The 18,831-nt window shown below is 42.3% G+C and carries 16 protein-coding genes; 11 read left to right on the plus strand and 5 right to left on the minus strand.

Annotation, left to right across the window (positions count from 1 at the left end; genetic code table 11):
* Positions 1-166: 166 nt before the first annotated feature.
* Positions 167-811, plus strand: a complete 645-nt coding sequence (locus tag AB1A65_RS12320) for a response regulator transcription factor (RefSeq protein ID WP_366589538.1) — start codon at positions 167-169, stop codon at positions 809-811.
* A 70-nt stretch (positions 812-881) separates the two neighbouring features.
* Here the strand turns inward: AB1A65_RS12320 and dnaK are convergent, their stop codons facing one another.
* Complete coding sequence (gene dnaK / locus AB1A65_RS12325) at positions 882-2,795, minus strand: molecular chaperone DnaK (protein WP_366589541.1); 1,914 nt, start codon at positions 2,793-2,795, stop codon at positions 882-884.
* A 228-nt stretch (positions 2,796-3,023) separates the two neighbouring features.
* Between dnaK and AB1A65_RS12330 the strand changes: the two genes are divergently transcribed.
* The 3 genes from AB1A65_RS12330 to AB1A65_RS12340 all read left to right on the plus strand — a co-directional run bounded on the left by AB1A65_RS12330 (position 3,024) and on the right by AB1A65_RS12340 (position 7,029).
* The gene (locus tag AB1A65_RS12330; protein ID WP_366589543.1) at positions 3,024-4,448 is read left to right on the plus strand and encodes an L-serine ammonia-lyase; all 1,425 of its coding nucleotides are present in this window, start codon (positions 3,024-3,026) and stop codon (positions 4,446-4,448) included.
* Between the two features lie 184 nt (positions 4,449-4,632).
* Complete coding sequence (locus AB1A65_RS12335; protein WP_366589546.1) at positions 4,633-6,363, plus strand: hypothetical protein; 1,731 nt, start codon at positions 4,633-4,635, stop codon at positions 6,361-6,363.
* A complete protein-coding gene (locus tag AB1A65_RS12340) occupies positions 6,364-7,029 on the plus strand; it encodes an SCO family protein (protein WP_366589548.1) in 666 nt (221 codons plus the stop codon). It begins immediately after the preceding gene.
* Positions 7,030-7,041: 12 nt separating this feature from the next.
* On the opposite strand, the gene AB1A65_RS12345 is transcribed toward AB1A65_RS12340, so the two are convergent.
* Positions 7,042-7,524 (minus strand): nuclear transport factor 2 family protein, encoded by a 483-nt coding sequence (locus tag AB1A65_RS12345; protein WP_366589550.1) that lies wholly within the window; start codon positions 7,522-7,524, stop codon positions 7,042-7,044.
* A gap of 72 nt (positions 7,525-7,596) precedes the next feature.
* On the opposite strand from AB1A65_RS12345, the gene panB reads away from it, so the two are divergent.
* The 3 genes from panB to AB1A65_RS12360 are packed head-to-tail and all read left to right on the plus strand — an operon-like array spanning position 7,597 to position 9,542.
* The gene (gene panB, locus AB1A65_RS12350; protein ID WP_366589552.1) at positions 7,597-8,415 is read left to right on the plus strand and encodes a 3-methyl-2-oxobutanoate hydroxymethyltransferase; all 819 of its coding nucleotides are present in this window, start codon (positions 7,597-7,599) and stop codon (positions 8,413-8,415) included.
* A gap of 60 nt (positions 8,416-8,475) precedes the next feature.
* Positions 8,476-8,826: a four helix bundle protein gene (locus AB1A65_RS12355; protein ID WP_366589554.1), complete on the plus strand. Its 351-nt coding sequence runs from the start codon at positions 8,476-8,478 to the stop codon at positions 8,824-8,826.
* A complete protein-coding gene (locus AB1A65_RS12360; RefSeq protein WP_366589557.1) occupies positions 8,823-9,542 on the plus strand; it encodes an RNA pseudouridine synthase in 720 nt (239 codons plus the stop codon). Before AB1A65_RS12355 ends, AB1A65_RS12360 begins: the two co-directional genes overlap by 4 nt.
* Here AB1A65_RS12360 and AB1A65_RS12365 read toward each other — a convergent pair.
* Positions 9,539-11,083 carry a hypothetical protein gene (locus AB1A65_RS12365; protein ID WP_366589559.1) on the minus strand — a complete coding sequence of 515 codons (1,545 nt, stop codon included), beginning with the start codon at positions 11,081-11,083 and terminating at the stop codon, positions 9,539-9,541. The two genes, AB1A65_RS12360 and AB1A65_RS12365, sit on opposite strands and share 4 nt — an antisense overlap.
* Positions 11,084-11,229: 146 nt before the next feature.
* Here AB1A65_RS12365 and AB1A65_RS12370 point away from each other — a divergent pair, with 146 nt between their 5' ends.
* Both AB1A65_RS12370 and leuB read left to right on the plus strand, forming a co-directional pair.
* Positions 11,230-12,402, plus strand: coding sequence for a 2-isopropylmalate synthase (locus tag AB1A65_RS12370; RefSeq protein ID WP_366589562.1), 1,173 nt, complete (start codon positions 11,230-11,232; stop codon positions 12,400-12,402).
* Between the two features lie 36 nt (positions 12,403-12,438).
* The gene (leuB, locus tag AB1A65_RS12375) at positions 12,439-13,557 is read left to right on the plus strand and encodes a 3-isopropylmalate dehydrogenase (protein WP_366589565.1); all 1,119 of its coding nucleotides are present in this window, start codon (positions 12,439-12,441) and stop codon (positions 13,555-13,557) included.
* Here leuB and AB1A65_RS12380 read toward each other — a convergent pair.
* Positions 13,554-14,801 (minus strand): TlpA disulfide reductase family protein, encoded by a 1,248-nt coding sequence (locus AB1A65_RS12380; protein WP_366589567.1) that lies wholly within the window; start codon positions 14,799-14,801, stop codon positions 13,554-13,556. The two genes, leuB and AB1A65_RS12380, sit on opposite strands and share 4 nt — an antisense overlap.
* Positions 14,802-14,930: 129 nt before the next feature.
* On the opposite strand from AB1A65_RS12380, the gene pheT reads away from it, so the two are divergent.
* Positions 14,931-17,348 (plus strand): phenylalanine--tRNA ligase subunit beta, encoded by a 2,418-nt coding sequence (gene pheT, locus AB1A65_RS12385; protein WP_366589571.1) that lies wholly within the window; start codon positions 14,931-14,933, stop codon positions 17,346-17,348.
* 6 nt (positions 17,349-17,354) lie between these two features.
* Here pheT and AB1A65_RS12390 read toward each other — a convergent pair whose 3' ends face one another.
* Positions 17,355-17,894: a fasciclin domain-containing protein gene (locus tag AB1A65_RS12390; protein WP_366589573.1), complete on the minus strand. Its 540-nt coding sequence runs from the start codon at positions 17,892-17,894 to the stop codon at positions 17,355-17,357.
* A 214-nt stretch (positions 17,895-18,108) separates the two neighbouring features.
* On the opposite strand from AB1A65_RS12390, the gene AB1A65_RS12395 reads away from it, so the two are divergent.
* Positions 18,109-18,828 (plus strand): hypothetical protein, encoded by a 720-nt coding sequence (locus AB1A65_RS12395; protein ID WP_366589574.1) that lies wholly within the window; start codon positions 18,109-18,111, stop codon positions 18,826-18,828.
* The last annotated feature ends 3 nt before the right edge of the window (positions 18,829-18,831 follow it).

Raw genomic sequence — 18,831 nt, forward strand, 5'->3', positions numbered from 1 at the left:
TATACGCCAACGGTATTTCCGTATACCTACTTAACGCGGAAAATGCCTAAGACTTTGTCGTTCCATCAAGCTTGAAAATACTTCGAACGGTATACCTTTTGCCCAGTTTTGGGCGGAATGGAAGGCGAATTATGTAAAAGAGTCAGACCCCCAAATCTTTCTTATCATGAAAACTAAACCTTTAAAAATTGCAATCATTGACAATGATGCGAGCCTATATCCCATCTATAAGTTTTATTTTGAAAATGCGATGGAGTATGAATTGCACGGCATCTATAAATCCGTGCACGACCTATTGTCCAATTTTGGACGTACCAATCCGGATATTGTGATTTCGGAAGTTTCCTTAGCTGGAGTTTCCGGTATTGACGGACTGGAATACCTTTTTAGAAAGGACGAAGACCTCAAGGTCTTGATGATGAGCAAAAAGAACGATTTTAAACTCATCAAGGAAGCCTTTAAAAAAGGAGCCAGCGGATATCTTACCAAGCCGTTGACCAAAGAACGACTGTTCACTGCTGTTGAAGCTTTGGACCAACATGGCGTGGCCTTGGAGCACGATTTGGTCAAGAAAATCATCAGTTCCTTTCAGGTGAAGACGTTTGATTCCTTCTCACGAAAGGAAAACCAAATCATTGAGCTCCTTACACAAGGGTTCACGTACAAAATGATTGCAGACCGACTATGTGTAACACCAAGTGCGGTGAATTTTCACATCCAGAACATTTACGTAAAACTCAATGTTAACTCAAAATCCGAGGCCCTACAAAAGCTTCGGGAAATGGAAATGCGGCAATTGAATGCCGCGTAATCCCCAAAATCAAGCAAACAAAAAACCCTGACGGTGAGTCAGGGTTTTTTTACTCTATTTATTTAGACGTTTACTTTACTTCTTCAAAATCAACGTCTTCAACGTTATCGCCTTCTTTGGCATCACCTCCTGCGGAACCTTGGGCTCCACCTGCATCAGCACCATTGGCTTGGGCTGCATCGGCTTGCGCTTTGTACATTTCCTCAGAGGCAACTTTCCAAGCTTCGTTGATTTTCTCCAAAGCAGGTTCAATTACTGCAAGATCCTTGCTCTCATAAGCTTTCTTCAACTCTTCCAAAGCATCTTCAATTGGTTTTTTCTTGTCATCGGACAATTTATCACCGAATTCCTTCAACTGCTTTTCAGTTTGGAAAATCATGGCATCAGCCTCATTCAACTTATCAGCAGTTTCCTTCGCCTTTTTATCAGCTTCGGCATTGGCTTCCGCTTCAGCTTTCATCTTTTTGATTTCTTCCTCGGTCAAACCGGAAGAAGCTTCAATCCGAATATCTTGAGACTTACCAGTGGCCTTATCGGTTGCTGAAACCTTGATGATACCGTTGGCATCAATATCAAAGGTCACTTCAATCTGAGGCGTACCTCTTGGCGCTGGTGGAATACCATCCAAATGGAATCTACCAATGGTTTTGTTATCCGCTGCCATAGGACGCTCTCCTTGCAACACGTGGATTTCAACCGAAGGTTGATTGTCCGCCGCGGTGGAGAATACCTGTGACTTCTTGGTAGGAATAGTCGTGTTCGCCTCAATTAATTTGGTGAACACGCTTCCCATAGTTTCAATACCTAATGAAAGTGGCGTAACATCCAACAGAAGTACATCTTTTACATCCCCTGTCAATACACCCCCTTGGATAGCGGCACCAATGGCCACAACCTCATCTGGGTTAACGCCTTTCGACGGTTTTTTACCGAAGAACTTCTCAACAGCTTCCTGTACCGCTGGGATTCGGGTAGAACCACCTACCAGAATAATCTCATCGATATCACTTTTGGAAAGACCTGCAGATTTCAATGCCTTCTCACAGGGTGCAATGGTTCTTTTCACCAAGTCTTCAATCAGTTGTTCAAACTTGGAGCGCGATAGTGTTCTTACCAAGTGCTTTGGTCCGGATGAAGTTGCTGTTACATAAGGCAGGTTGATTTCTGTCTGTGCAGAAGATGACAACTCAATTTTTGCCTTTTCCGCAGCTTCACGCAAACGCTGAAGCGCCATAGGATCCTCACGAAGGTCCATGTTCTCATCTTTCTTGAATTCCTCGGCCAACCAGTCAATGATTTTCTGGTCAACGTCATCACCACCTAGGTGTGTGTCACCGTCGGTTGACAACACTTCAAAAACACCATCTCCCAATTCCAAAATGGAAACGTCGTGTGTACCACCACCAAAATCAAATACCACAATCTTTTGGTCCTTGTCCTTTTTATCAAGTCCATAAGCCAAAGAGGCTGCGGTTGGCTCGTTGATGATTCGCTCCACAGTAAGACCGGCAATTTCACCAGCTTCTTTGGTGGCTTGTCTTTGGGAATCGTTAAAATATGCAGGAACGGTGATTACCGCACGGGTCACATCCTGTCCCAAGTAATCTTCTGCAGTTTTCTTCATTTTTTGAAGAATCATGGCCGAAAGTTCTTGAGGGGTGTACAAACGACCATCCACATCCACTCGCGGTGTGTCATTGTCCCCTTTTGTCACCTTATAAGGCACTCGTTTCGCTTCCTTGCTGGATTCAGAGTATTTGTTACCCATGAATCGTTTAATGGAGTAAATCGTTTTATGCGGATTGGTAACCGCCTGTCTTTTGGCGGGGTCTCCCACCTTTATCTCTCCACCTTCCACAAATGCAATTACAGAAGGAGTGGTACGTTTACCTTCGGCATTTGGAATCACCACCGGTTCGTTACCTTCCATTACAGAGACGCAGGAGTTGGTCGTACCCAAGTCAATACCTATAATTTTGCTCATTGTATCTAAAGTTATATCTATTTACAGTTTCTTTTTAAGCTCGCCCAATAAAGGTCAATGATTATGCCACGTAAAAGAATCTGACAAGGTGTCAGCTATTTGGTTTGAATTGGCGGGAGATTCGGCAAAATTGCAGGAATGTCACCGTAATTTCTTTGCAATTCCTTTTGTGTTAATCCTGATTTTATATCATGTAGGTTGTTATATTTGAAACAGCAAATTGCTTATATGGAATGTATCAGTGTTTTTGATATGCTTAAAATCGGAGTGGGGCCTTCCAGCTCCCATACCCTGGGTCCGTGGAGGGCTGCGGAGCGATGGATAAGCGAGTTGAAAGACCAAGACATTTTTGATGATGTCGCCAGAATCAAGATATATCTTTACGGTTCCCTCTCCTTAACTGGAAAAGGGCATGCTACGGATATTGCCGTGGTGATGGGATTGCTGGGTACAGACCCGGTAACCGTTCCCATTGAGAGCATTGATACTGCACTGGAAAAACTAAAAGCTGAAAAAAAATTGAATTTTGGGGGAATTCGCGAAATTCAGTTTGATTTTGCAACGGATATTATCTTTAAAAAGGAATTTTTACCTTTTCATTCCAATGCCATTCAATTTGAAGCCCACTTAACAAATGGCAAACGGGCCACCGAGACCTATTACTCCATTGGTGGTGGTTTTGTGGTCAAGGAGGAACTCATCCACTCAAAAGAAAACAAAGAGACTTTTAAGACCTTTCCCCATCCTGTAAGGACTGGTAATGAATTGCTTCAACACTGCCAAGAACACAGTAAATCCATTTCAGAAATTGTATGGGAAAACGAACTTTCGCTGCGCACTCCCGAGGAAATAGACCATGGATTGCAAAATATATGGAGCACCATGCTGGAATGTATGTACGTGGGTTGCCATACCGAAGGCAAACTTCCGGGAGGACTCAATGTAAAACGCCGTGCCTTTGAAATGCATCAGAAATTAAAAGGGGATGTCCCCTACTCCAATGCACAGGAATGGCTGGAGAGCATTCGGGATACTGAAGTCAAATTCCGACAGATCATTAAATGGGTCAGTTGCTTTGCACTCAGTGTGAATGAAGTCAATGCTTCCTTGGGCAGGGTCGTTACCGCACCAACCAATGGCAGCGCGGGGGTTATTCCCGCAGTTTTGATGTACTATATGGTCATTGAAAACCACGATGCAGATTTTGATGATGTCCGACAGTTTTTACTTGTGGCCAGTGAAGTGGGGAGTATCTTTAAAAAAGGAGCCACCATCTCCGCGGCCATGGGCGGGTGCCAGGCAGAAATTGGGGTGTCTTCGGCCATGGCCGCAGCTGGGCTTACCGAACTCATGGGCGGTTCCCCCGAACAAGTGTTGATCGCTGCGGAAATTGCCATGGAACATCATTTGGGTTTAACCTGTGACCCAATCGGTGGATTGGTTCAGGTTCCTTGCATTGAACGAAATGCCATGGGAGCCATTAAAGCCATCAATGCCGCAGAATTGGCTCTTGATACTGACCCAAAAGAAACTAAAGTTCCTCTGGACAAGGTGGTGAATACCATGTGGGAAACCGCCAAGGATATGAGCTCAAAGTATAAGGAAACCTCGGAAGGTGGTTTAGCCGTAGGTGTTTTTCTCAGCGATTGTTAAACTGGATTAGGTTTAAAGCCATCCATATCGCTTCTTTTTTCTTTCTTTAAATGCTAATTTTAATTACTTTAGCACTTATTGACACAACAGTCGGTTCCATTTTCATTTGGAACTCAATTGATTACTTCCCCCAAATGGCGTAATAAATTCTGAGCGCCACAGACCTAACACACAATACCATATCATGAAAACTAAACTGAGTTTGGCCATTTTGGCGCTTGCGGTGCTAATGGCTATTCACCTTACTACCGATCAAACCCAATCAATCGTGAACAAGGGCAGACAAAAAGCATCATTCAGCTTTATTAAATGCACCCCTACCACTTACCTTTTGGATGTGTTGGATTCAACCCAACAAATCGCCCCTCTTTTTGATAATTTAGGCGATTTGAGTTACACCATTACTACCAATAATGAAAAAGCCCAGACATTTTTTAATCAAGGTCTCCGTCTCACTTACGCGTTCAACCATGCAGAGGCACACCGATCTTTTATGGAAGCATCCCGATTAGACCCAACTTCGGCAATGACATTTTGGGGGCAGGCATACGCATTGGGACCAAACATCAACGACCCCTTGCCCCCAGAAGACCGAAAAATAAAAACCAACGAAGCCATGGCAAAGGCTAAAAGTCTTATGGCCTCGGCCACCCCTAAAGAGCAGGCGTTAATTCAGGCACTTACCGCAAGGTATAGTGAAGATCTCACTAAAGATGTCGCGGAGTTGAACATGGCCTATATGAACGAAATGGCAAAAGTGTTGAAAAAGTATCCCGAAGATGCCGAGGTACAGGTTCTTTATGCAGCTTCAGTAATGAACACGGTTCCTTGGAACTATTGGGACCAAGAAGGAAATCCATCGCCCAACATTCCAGAAGCGAAGGCTGCTTTGGAAAAGGCAATGGAAATCAATCCAAACAACCCAGGGGCTCACCATTACTATATTCATATGGTGGAGTTGCCCAAGCCTGATTTGGGCGTGGCCAGTGCGGATAAATTGGGTAAACTTATGCCCGCAGCCGGCCATATTGTGCACATGCCCTCCCATATCTACATTCGGGTTGGGCGTTATTTAGACGCTGTAAAGGCCAATCAAGCGGCTATTTTAGCAGATGAGGATTATATATCACAATGTTATTCGCAAGGACTGTATCCTTTGGGGTATTATCCACACAACATCCATTTTTTATGGTCCGCAGCCAGCTTGTTGGGCGATAGCGATATTGCCATCGATGCTGCAAAGAAAACGGCTGAAAAAGTTCCCGTGGGCGAATTTATCACCATGCCGTTTCTCCAAGACTTTGCCTCCACTCCGATGCTGGCCTATACGCGTTTTGGCAAATGGAATGAAATCTTGACCATCCCCGCACCCAACCCAAACATAAAGCACCTAAACCTCATCAGACACTATGCCCGGGGAATGGCATTTGTTCGAAAAGGGAACAAAAAAGAAGCGCAGGAAGAACTGGATGCCCTAGAGGCCTTAAAAAATGACCCTGATTTGGAAACCCTTGTGGCGACACCACACAACCCATCAGTTAATGCCGCCAACATTGCTTATGAACTGGTCGCGGGTGAACTGGCCGCCTTGAACGGAGACATCAACAGCGCGATTGAACACTTGACCAAAGCGGTTGAGTTTGAAGATGCACTTACCTATACAGAGCCTGCTGCTTGGCACATTCCCACTAGACAAAACTTAGGCGCAGTCTTGATGAATGCCAAAAAATACCAAGAAGCTGAAAAGGTCTATCGAGAAGATTTAAGCGTCCTCAGACAAAATGGTTGGTCATTAATGGGGCTGCACAACAGCTTGAAGGCCCAAGGCAAAATGAAAGAAGCACAGGCCATAAAAGATGAGTTTGACAAGGCTTGGGAGCATTCGGACATCTCCATTGAAAGTTCAATCTTATAAATGGGAAAACCTTCATCATTAAATCAAAACGGCTCCAAAATACCAATGGTGCTCATTGTACTTGGTATTTTGGCAGCTGTTTATACAATCTTCAAAAAAAACTCGGAATTACCTGTTCTGGGACCAAAAGATTTCAGTTCGGAGCTGGTAGACATCAGCTTACAAAAAAATGGGGCACCACATAGAGTTGCCAATTTTGAATTGATCAATCAGAATGGGGAAATCATTACTCAAGAAGATTATGCTGACAAGATTTACGTTACCGACTTCTTTTTTACAAGATGCCCCAGTATATGTCCAATAATGACAAATCATATGGCACAGCTACAAGAGATTTTTCGTGACACCCCGGATGTAATGTTTTTATCTATTTCCGTAACTCCTGAAATGGATAGCATCTCCGTTCTAAAACAATATGCCCTTAGAAATGGGGTTATGGATTCAAAATGGAACATAACCACAGGCAACAAGGCGCTTATTTATAACCTGGCCCGTAAAAGTTACTTTGCTACGGTGGATTATGGAGATGGTGGTTTACAAGATTTTATTCATACTCCAAATTTTGTTCTCGTAGACCAGAGCAATCAGATTCGCGGCGTATATGATGGCACCAACAAAGATGAAATCCATAAACTGATCGAAGCCATAAAAACCTTAACCAAGTAATTGTATCAAGGCTTACTCTTTCATACAACCAGCCTTGCCACGGGTATCAATCAAATAGATAATTTTCCACTCGCCATCAAAATCAACCAACTGAAAGGAATTGATACCGCAATGGCTGAATTCGTTATTCAACCAAAACTCATAACCCACCCAAGCGTTGGCCATGGTTCGGTCTACTTGAATGGAAAATGATGTTAGTTTTTCCTCAAACTTGACACTGTCGGGAATACTGCATATTGAGTTTAAAAATTTAGCGAACTGCTCTTCTCGAAACCGGGTCTTCCCCTCTTGGTCTTTTCCCGTGGTTTGAAGGACCACCTTATCGGCCACCGTACTCTTGATAATACTGGAATCCTGCTTGTGGAATCCATCAAAAAAGGTTTCGATAACTTGTTTTATTTGTTGTTGCGCCTCAATTTCAGGGGGGTTGAGGCCTTGGGAATACGTTGTGGACAAAACAAGACAAAAAAGTGCTAAGCTGAACAAAGTTCTCATGATATTGTAGTTTTTTGATTGAAGTCCAAATTAAACAAATCTGCTTACATTTAGCACATAAAAGCAAACCTAATGTCTGTCGCTAAAAAAGAATACAAACGGATTACCGTGAAATCCCTGATTGAGATGAAGCAAAGTGGGGAAAAAATTTCCATGCTCACTTCCTACGACTACTCCATGGCCAAAATTGTGGATGCCGCCAATGTGGATGTTATTTTGGTCGGGGATTCCGCCAGTAATGTTATTGCAGGGCATGAAACCACATTGCCCATTACATTGGACCAAATGATTTATCATGCCAGTTCCGTGGTGCGCGCAGCAAAAAGAGCCCTGGTGGTGGTGGATATCCCATTTGGAAGCTACCAAAGTGATTCCAAAGAGGCGCTTCGTTCCGCCATCCGAATCATGAAAGAAAGTGGCGCCCATGCCATAAAAGTGGAAGGCGGCACTGAAATCAAGGAATCTGTCAGCCGAATTCTTCAAGCGGGTATTCCAGTGATGGGCCATTTGGGGCTTACACCTCAATCCATTTATAAATTTGGTACTTACACCGTTCGTGCAAAGGAAGAGGAAGAAGCTGAAAAGTTGAAATCAGATGCCAAACTTTTGGAAGAGTTGGGGTGCTTCGGCATAGTTTTGGAAAAAATACCCGCTAAATTGGCCCAAGAAGTGGCCGAAAGTGTCTCCATTCCGGTCATTGGCATCGGAGCTGGAAACGGAGTGGATGGCCAAGTTTTGGTGGTGCATGATCTGTTGGGCATGACCCACGAGTTCCATCCGCGCTTTTTGAGAAGATATATGAATCTTTATGATGATATGAGTGACGCTATTTCACAGTATGTGGATGATGTAAAAAGTCGGGATTTCCCTAATGATGAGGAGTCATACTAGATTGTTGGAATTTTGGATTATTAGATATTTTGATATCTTTCTTCCAACCAATTCCTACTTATGCATCGATTTAAAGACTTGGACATATGGAAATTAAGTCGAGAATTCTGTTCAGAGATTTACAAAGTAACTGGGAGTTTTCCTGAAACGGAAAAATTCGGAATTTCCAATCAACTCAGAAGAGCAGCGGTTTCCATTCCTTCAAACATTTCTGAAGGATGTTCCAGAAAATCGAATAAGGACTTTTCAAGATTTTTAGAAATAGCCATTGGTTCCATGTACGAAGTAGAAACACAACTGCTTATCTCAAATGATTTAGGATTTTTATCAGACAATAGACTGGAATTCTTATTGGCTAAATTAAACTCTATTGTAAAGATGACCTCCAAATTCAAATCCTCGTTAAAGTGAATTCTAACAATCCAAAAGACCAAAAATCCAGTAAATCCAATCCCACCAATCTTCAAGTCCTGTATGAAGACAACCATCTTATTGTCATCAACAAGCGTGTGGGCGATATTGTCCAAGGAGATAAAACTGGGGATACTCCATTAAGCGAGGTTGTAAAACAGTACCTCAAAGAAAAATACAACAAGCCCGGAAATGTATATTTGGGTGTTGTGCACCGTCTGGATAGGCCTACTTCTGGCATTGTTCTCTTTGCCAAGACTTCCAAGGCCCTACCACGACTCAATAAATTATTTTCTGAAGGAAATACCCGAAAAATCTATTGGGCCGTGGTGCAGAATGCGCCCAGAGACCAGCAAGAAACCCTAACCCATTGGTTGGTACGCAATCCTAAACAGAATAAATCCTACGCCCACGATAAAGAGGTGCCCAACAGCAAAAAGGCGGTTTTGGAGTACCGACTTCTGAAAAAGTTGGACAACTATTATCTTTTGGAAATTGATTTAAAGACAGGGAGGCATCATCAAATTCGGACACAATTGGCCGCCATAGGTTGTTATATTAAAGGCGACTTAAAATACGGCGCGGACCGAAGCAATAAAGACGGCGGCATACACTTGCACGCTCGTAGTTTGGAACTGGAACATCCGGTTCAAAAGGAAATCATCAGCTTTGAGGCACCACCACCAGATGACCCCGTTTGGAACGCTTGTCTTTAACGGGTGACGGCTAGTGCTTTTTCTCTAATAATCTGACCAACAGGTTTGTTTTCCAAGTGACTTTCCAACCATGAGAGAATATCCAAATACAAAAATGCCCGTTTCTCATAGGGGTGGTTCTCATATTTTTTCAATTCATTGTACAGTTTTTGAAACTCGTTTTTGAGTTCATGGGGGTAGATTTCCCCAAGACCTCTCAAAAATTTGATCATCTCTTTCTGAACGGCATGTAAGTCGTTCATTTTCAGCAAAAACTTGTAGGTACTTTTAAGTTGTACTTCCAGATGATAATCCATACCGGCCTCATAATGAGCCACCAAACTCAAAACCCGTGCAAAGCACATGAGATCTTCCCTCATTTTAAGGTTTTTGTTGGAAATGATTTTCTTTAGATAAACAATACAGTTTTTGTTGTCACCATTGCCAAAATACAAACACGCAATTTTGTAGTAAAGCAACATAATGTGATGCTCATCAATCCGTTCCCTATGCTTTTTGATGCCATATTCAATGATATTGACCAAGTATAAACCTTTATCAAAAGTCCCCTCCAAAAAATGAAGGTTCAATTTATTGGAGTTAATGTACAGAAATGCCAGGGAAGCAATATTGTCATTCTGGGGAAAATCCGGGTGCTCTACCTGAGCCTCCAAGCGGTCCAATGTTTCCCTAAACTGCGAGGCATATTTAACAAAAAAGAGTGACTCCAATAGATAATGATTTCCCTTTAAAAAGAACACTGGGTTCAATGGAATCATTTCTTCATTTTCGTAGAAAAGATCCACCCATTTACTGGCATATTTATAGGCTGACAAAAAGTCCTGAATCAACAAGCTGTACCACAAATGTGCCTTGTACAGCCACAACTTTTCCCGAAACCCCAATTTGTCCAACTCGTAAGCTGGCAAATGGGTTTCAAAATAGGTTTTTACTTTTTGAAGGTCCTCATCACTTCGCACATATCCCACTTTTAGCATCATTCCATACAACTGCAAAGAAAGGTTGGAGAGCTTGCTCGTCATTACGTTCTGTGCCGAAAGTTCTTTGGCCTGTACGGCCAATTCATCTGCCCTATCTGGAATACTTCGGGTGATATATTGGGTTTCAATAACTTTTTCCAACTCCACAATCTCGTAGGCCACGTTTTTCTCTTCATGCTCAATGGCGAAGGTTTTGGCCTTATCCAAAATCTTCAAACTCTGCTTATAGAGTCCTTTTTGATAGAGAATGGTTGCAAAATCCAACTGTTCCCTTATCTGCACACGTGCATTTTGATTCACGGGGTTCAATCTTAGACTTACTAAGATTTGCTTGTACAAATGCGCCTTTAAATTGGAAAGTTGTGCCTTTTTCACAATCCCACTATCCAATATTTGGCGCTCATCGTACTTCCGCATTTTGTCCAAAAGATTAAAAAGCGCCAAAAATTTTGCATCCGTATTGACCCCTAAACGGCCCACATACAGCTTAAATTGACGTTTTTCCGATTTGGAAAGCGATTTTATCAACACGAACAACGCGTCCTTACTGGCATTTGTCATCGTAAAAAATATAATTTAACTATTTGTATTTCAATATATTATAGTATAGTGAATACAATTTAACATTGTAAAGGATTCCAGCCCCTTTTTATTCTTCCCATATCCTTCTCTATTTTCGTAGTACACTGAAGAAACAGACAAAAATAATGGGTAAAGATAAGGTACAAATTTTTGATACGACACTGAGAGACGGAGAACAAGTTCCTGGCTGTAAGTTGGACACGGAGCAAAAATTGGTGATCGCCAAACGTCTGGATGATTTGGGCGTAGATGTGATTGAAGCTGGCTTCCCGATTTCCAGTCCTGGTGACTTTAAGTCTGTGGAGGAAATTTCAAAGCTGGTCAAAAATGCAACGGTCTGCGGACTTACCCGCGCCGTGAAGAAAGATATTGAAGTGGCCGCTGAGGCCATCAAAAAAGCAAATAAACCAAGAATACATACGGGAATTGGAACATCGGATTCCCACATTAAATTCAAGTTCAACTCCACACGTGAAAAAATCATAGAACGTGCGGTAGATGCCGTTGCCTATGCCAAAACTTTTGTGGAAGATGTTGAGTTTTACGCTGAGGATGCCGGACGAACGGACAATGAATTTTTGGCGCAAGTCTGTGAAGCTGTGATAAAAGCGGGAGCAACCGTACTCAACATTCCAGACACCACTGGATACTGTCTTCCCGAGGAATACGGCGCCAAAATGAAATACTTGAAAGAAAACGTAAATGGCATTGACAAAGCGATTCTTTCTTGTCACTGTCATAACGATTTGGGCTTGGCCACGGCCAATTCCATCGCTGGAGTGGTCAACGGGGCCCGACAAATTGAATGTACCATTAATGGTATCGGGGAACGTGCAGGAAACACTTCATTGGAGGAAGTAGTAATGATATTGAGACAACACCCCTACCTAAATTTGGATACCGGTGTAAACAGCAAATTGCTATGGGATACGAGCCGAATGGTCTCCCAAAAAATGGGAATGCCAGTTCAGCCTAACAAAGCTATTGTTGGAGCCAATGCTTTTGCTCATAGTTCTGGAATTCACCAAGACGGGGTCATCAAACAACGGGAGACCTATGAAATTATGGACCCGAAAGATGTTGGCGTTAATGAATCCTCTATAGTTCTAACAGCTAGAAGTGGTCGTGCCGCATTGGCATACCGCGCTAAAAAAGTAGGTTACGAGCTTACCAAAATCCAGTTGGATGCGGTCTATGAAAATTTCTTGAAGTTTGCTGATGTTAAAAAAGAAATTGTGGACGAAGATATTCATCAAATAGTGGAGACCAGCAATATCAGCATCCAAAGTATTGCCTAATTTTCGACTCCCTTTAAATCTAATCAAAGTTACTAGATGAATTTGAACATTGCATTGCTTCCTGGAGATGGTGTAGGACCCGAGGTATTGGCCCAGGCGGTAAAATGTTTACAGGCAGTTGAAGAGACCTTCAATCACCATTTTGTATACAAAGAAGCACCTGTGGGTGCCATTGCCATACAAAAAAAGGGCAACCCCCTGCCAGACCATACTTTAAAATTGTGCAAAGAGGCTGATGCAGTTCTATTTGGTGCCATTGGCGACCCAAAATATGATAACGACCCCAATGCCAAGGTTCGGCCGGAACAAGGGCTATTGAAATTACGCAAAGAGCTCGGCCTATTTGCAAATATTAGACCTGTTTTGGCACACCCAGCCTTATTTGACAGATCTCCTTTAAAAAAGGAAATTATCTCAGGTACCGATTTTGTCATTTATAGAGAATTGACTGGAGGTATTTATTTTGGAGAGAAGAAATTAAATGAGGAAGGCACAGTGGCTTCTGACCTTTGTGAATATTCCGAAGAAGAAATAAGTCGTATTGCGCATTTGGCGTTTAAAGCTGCCAAAAGTCGAAAAAAGAAACTAACATTGGTGGACAAGGCCAATGTTTTGGAATCTTCCCGACTATGGCGCAAAGTGGTGGCCAAAATTGGGGAAAGTTATCCAGAGGTAACCTTGGATTTTCTATTTGTGGACAACGCTGCCATGCAAATCATTTTAAATCCCAGTCAATTTGATGTGATTCTTACCGAAAACATGTTCGGGGATATCATTTCTGATGAAGGAAGTGTCATTGGAGGTTCCATTGGGTTGTTGGCATCAGCTTCGGTTGGGGAAGAGAACGCCCTGTTTGAGCCTATTCATGGCTCATTTCCACAAGGTGCGGGAAAAGATATTGCCAATCCCATTGCATCCATCCTTTCTGCGGCCATGCTATTGGAACATTTTAATTTATCCGAAGAAGCGGTCGCTATCAAAAAAGCCGTGGACAAGGCTTTGAAAAAGGGCATCGTCACCCCAGATTTAAAGGCAAAAAGTCAATATGGCACCAATCAAGTTGGCGATTTTATAGCCCACAATATTGTTGATATTGAGGATGACTTCAATATGAATGATGAGAATATTGATTTAGGAAAATCCACCATTATTTAGTCCGCTGAAATTCCTGATTCTTCTTGGGTTAATTTCTCAATGGTTTCAGCAAACTGTTTTTTGAACTGTTCGTATTTTTCTCCGGTAGCCGGGCCATTAAAACCTGTGTGTATTTTTTTTACATCACCGTTTTTATCAATATATATGGTAGTGGGGTACGATAAAATGTGGTTTAACATGGGTAGTTTCTCGTTGGCTTTCTGCTTATTGGACGTTCCATACTGTGCCAAAAGAATGGGATAGTCGGCACCTGTCCTATCTTTAAGTCGGTTGATTGCTTCAAATGCCTTTTCCTCGGTTTTCGCGTATTCAAAAGCCAAGGCCACCAGTTCCACCTCTAAATCTGGATTCTTTTCCAAGAAATCAACATAAAATCGTGTTTCATCCAAACAGTTGGGACACCATGTGCCCATAATCTGAACCAAAACTGTCTTGCCCCTGAACTGTGGGTCTGAAAGGCTTACCATTTTACCGGAAGTGTCGGGAAAAGAAAAATCAAATCTGTCGTATCCATCTCTAAGATAGGTCAATGAGTCGGCATCGGGTAGTTCAAAAGCCTCGTTTCGGGCAGCCAAAAACTCTTCAACAGAATGTCTTCCCGAATAAAATGTACCATCCAATGTGCTATCGGTGACCTGTGCCATGAACAGGAATACATGTGAGCCATCAAAAGCAGATAATTTTAGGCTATCTCCCGTAACAACTCCTTCCAAATAGCGATAATCGCCAGTTTTTGTTCTAAAAGTACCCTTGACATCATTGCCATTTTGCATAAATATGCCTTTTGCGGGGTACTCACCTTCGGTATTGACCTTAAAATAGGTTTCCCAAATGCCGGAAATATTTACAGCAGCATCCTCGTTTACGGGAAATCTGTCCTTATCTCCATGCACCGCGGTAAAGGGTACGGTGCGCTCCTTGCTTTCCTCAACGAAGTTACCCTGCATCCTGTTCTCAGTAAATGTTCCGGTTAAAAGCCCGTCGAATATGGGCATGCGTATATGTATGGAGTCGCCATCAATGCTGATTTCATCGACGGTAATTTCCTCCTCCGCATTATATATTTTCATGAGGTAGTTCCCATCTTCAAGCCTTGAAAGTGTAAAGTTAAACGGTAATATTTGTGAGTCCGAAACCTCCATTTTACCCAACCAATCCCCTAAGGCCAGCTTTTTATCCTCTCCCCTTTTACATGACGTAATAAACAGTGTAACAGCAGCCAACAGCACACAAATTCTTCTCATACCCTGAAAGATTTTTCTTAAATGTAGGGATTACAATCCAAAACTTACAACTCCATTCGACTTAAGGCGGTTATTTACGTTGAATCTGTCCCCCCATTGTTTTATATTTGTCGACTCTAAAATTGGGGTATGAAGATTTCTTATAACTGGTTGAAGCAGTTTTTGCAGATTGATTGGGACTCACAGAAAACTGGAGAATTGTTGACAGATTTGGGTCTTGAGGTTGAAGGCATTGCCAGTTTTGAATCCGTAAAAGGGGGCTTAAAAGGTGTTGTAGTCGGTCATGTACTTACCTGCGTGCAACACCCCAATGCTGATCGCTTAAAATTGACCACTGTTGATGTTGGCCAAGAAACCCCATTACAGATTGTCTGTGGGGCACCCAATGTGGCAGCCGGTCAAAAAGTCCCGGTGGCTACCATAGGGACCACCCTATATACCAAAGAAGGTGAGGCTTGGCAAATTAAGAAGGGAAAGATACGTGGTGAGGAAAGTCAAGGTATGATTTGTGCCGAAGATGAGCTTGGTCTCGGAGAAAGCCACGATGGTATTATGGTTTTGAACGAAGCGTTGGAACCTGGGACTCCTTGCTCCAAAGTTTTTGAAATAGAAAATGATGAGGTTTTTGAAATAGGATTGACGCCTAATCGAGCCGATGCCATGAGTCATTTCGGTGTCGCCCGCGATTTAAAGGCAGGTTTGGAACAAAAGGAAATCCAAAAGGAATTGGTGACCCCATCCACGAGCAACTTTTCCATTGACAACCGCTCACTTAAAATCGATGTAGAAGTAAAGGATAACCTTCGAGCACCCAGATACTGCGGTGTAACCATCAGCAATCTCATTGTACAGGAATCACCAGATTGGCTGAAGAACCGCTTAAAAGCCATCGGCTTATCCCCAATCAACAATGTGGTGGATGTCACCAATTATGTGCTCCATGAATTGGGGCAACCCCTTCATGCGTTTGATGCTTCCAAAATAAAGGGAAACAAAATCGAGGTAAAAACCCTCCCTGCGGGAACAAAGTTCAGAACACTGGATGATGTGGAGCGTGAACTTCATGAGGACGACCTCATGATCTGCGATACCGAAAAACCTATGTGCATTGCCGGGGTTTTTGGAGGAATCCATTCAGGGGTCACAGAGCACACCTCTGCTATTTTCTTGGAAAGTGCGTATTTTGACCCGGTGTCCGTTCGAAAAACTGCCAAACGACATGGCCTGAATACGGACGCATCCTTCCGGTTTGAGCGGGGCATTGACATTAACATGACCGAGTACGCCTTGAAACGGGCTGCACTTTTGATTCGCGAGATTGCGGGAGGCTACATCACTTCAGAGGTCATTGACCTGTATCCTAAAAAACCACAGGAGCGACAAGTATTTCTCACTTTTGATAAAATCAATTCTTTGATTGGACAAGAAATTCCTAGAGATACCATCAAATCCATATTGTCATCGTTGGAAATAAGAATCAACAACGTAACCGAATCTGGGCTTGGGTTGACCATTCCCACTTATCGTGTTGATGTGACCCGGGAAGTGGATGTAATTGAGGAAATATTACGGGTCTATGGCTATAACAACATTGATTACAAAGAGAAGTTGAACGCTTCAATTGCCAAGACTTCTAGGTATGAGAACCACAGGATTCAGGATGTTGTTGGAAACATGTTGGCCGCCCAAGGGTTCTACGAAATTATGACCAATAGCCTTGTGGCTGCAGATTCTGTAGGGATTGGAGCCGATGGCGATGCAGTGACCATGTTGAACCCCTTAAGCACTGATTTGTCGGTACTCCGAACCTCCATGCTGCTTTCGGGCTTGCAAACCGTGAGTTTTAACCACAACAGACAAAAAACCAATCTTAAACTTTTTGAGTTTGGTAAGACTTACCATAAAATTGGAAAAGAAAATCAGGAAAAGCGGCATTTATCCTTGTTCATTTCTGGAGACCGTTCCAATGATAGCTGGGCAGCAGCATCAAAGAAAACTGATTTTTTCTACCTAAAGGGTATTGTTGAAACCCTATTTGAACGTTTGGGGTTGAAAGGCATAGAGACAGAGCCGCATTCAGACTCTTCTTTTGCCGAAGGCCTATCTTGCAGTAAAAACAATACTCTTTTAGCTTCTTATGGGTTGGTGAGCAAGGGTATTCTGAAAAAGTTCGACATTAAACAAGATGTTCTATTCGCAGATTTTAATTGGGATGAAATTCTAGCATCTATAAGTACCCAAAACGCGGCCTTCCAGGAAATTCCAAAATTTCCTGAAGTAACACGGGATTTTGCCCTCTTGCTGGATGAAACGGCTTCATTTCAAAAAGTATATGACATTGCCTGGAACACAGAGAAAAAACTTTTGAAAAAAGTCAACTTATTTGATGTGTACACAGGCAAAAATCTTCCTAAAGGCAAAAAATCCTATGCCGTAAGTTTTACGTTGATGGATGAAAAGAAAACCTTGACCGACAAGCAGATTGACAAGATTATGGGCAAACTATTGGCCCAATATCAAAAGGAGTTGGGAGCAGAACTTCGTTAGTGCTTATTACATTTGTGAGGGAAGAATCACACTGTCGATTTCGTGAATGACCGTATTTCTTTGGTTAACATCTGCTGTGGTAATCCGTGCAGTATTGCCCATGGGGTCTGTAAGTACGATATCATACCCATCTAAATGCGCCAATAATTTTTTCCCCTGAATGGTGGTAAAACTTGCTTTCCCGTTTCCTCGGCACATGGCGCGAAGAATTCGGGATGCAGTTAAATGACCTGCGACAATATGATAGGCTACCAATGCCTTTAGAGCACTTTTATCTTGAGAGTTGATGAGTTCTGTTATTTTCTCATTTGAAAATCGTTCAAATGCGGCATCCGATGGCGCAAATATTGTAAATGGTCCCGCATTTTCCAAAATGTCATCCAATTGAGTGGCTTCAACCGCAGCGGCTAAAATCTTATGATGCTCGGAGCCAATCGTGTTTTTGTTCAATGAAGATGCATTGGATGAGCCAGTACTTTGCGCAAAAGTCAGTGCACAGGACGCCATAAGAAGTCCAAGTAGGATTTTGGGAAGGGGGGATTTCATGGGGTGGTTTTCAAGTTTGGGTGATTTTCGATTAGTATGGTTTTACGATTAAGTGTCAAAAACTTCGATAAGATACATCTTTTTAACAGAACACCAATCTTTTTTTTCGTCCCAAAATTGATTTAACGAAATGTTAACCTCAGGTTTTTGTGCACCCTATTTAAAATCAACATCTCAATTGCTTAACTTTGAAAGTATTGCTAAGAAAAAAGATATGATATTAAAAGGAACCAACATTGAGCATAAGCTTCATAAAATCAAGGAGAAGCAGTTAAAAGAGCATCAAATTTTAGATGAGGTCAAAGAAGTTTTGAGAAAAGATTCTCTCAGGGAGACCAAAATTTCAAAGGAGCTTATTTCGAAAAACAGGTCAGACACCAACGAATTTATTTTTGACCTTTTGGAAACTGACAACATCTTTCACATTGACCAAATCAAAGAAATCTGCATTGATTACAGATTGCGTTTTTTGGATAGCGCCTATTTCAAGGGGAAGATTCCGCAAAGCGCACTTTCCAAAATAAAGGGATTGGAATCTGCCCATGACACAGAAATTAAAGGATATAAGATTATGGCACCATCCAAACTTTTCAAATTAGAGGACAAGGATGACCCCTTACTCTTCGCACCAATTGGGAACGATTATTTCTATTTGGTGCATAAATGGGGCAGTGATTTACACCCCCTTAGAAAATTACTGGTGTGGCCCTTTAAGAATATAGTGAACCTGGCATTTCTTGTGCTGCTGATAAGTTTTATGGTGACCTTTATGGTACCGGATGGTCTGTTCTCCAAGCATAGCAGCGCAGCGGAATTTTGGATTATTTTCTTTTTTATGTTCAAATGTGTGGCCTCCGTGGTAATATTTTACGGATTTGCATTAGGGAAGAACTTCAACCCCGCCATTTGGAACAGTAAATATTACAACGCCTAAAGT

This window comes from Allomuricauda sp. ANG21, from assembly GCF_040705235.1.
GTDB classification, from domain to species: domain Bacteria; phylum Bacteroidota; class Bacteroidia; order Flavobacteriales; family Flavobacteriaceae; genus Flagellimonas; species Flagellimonas marina.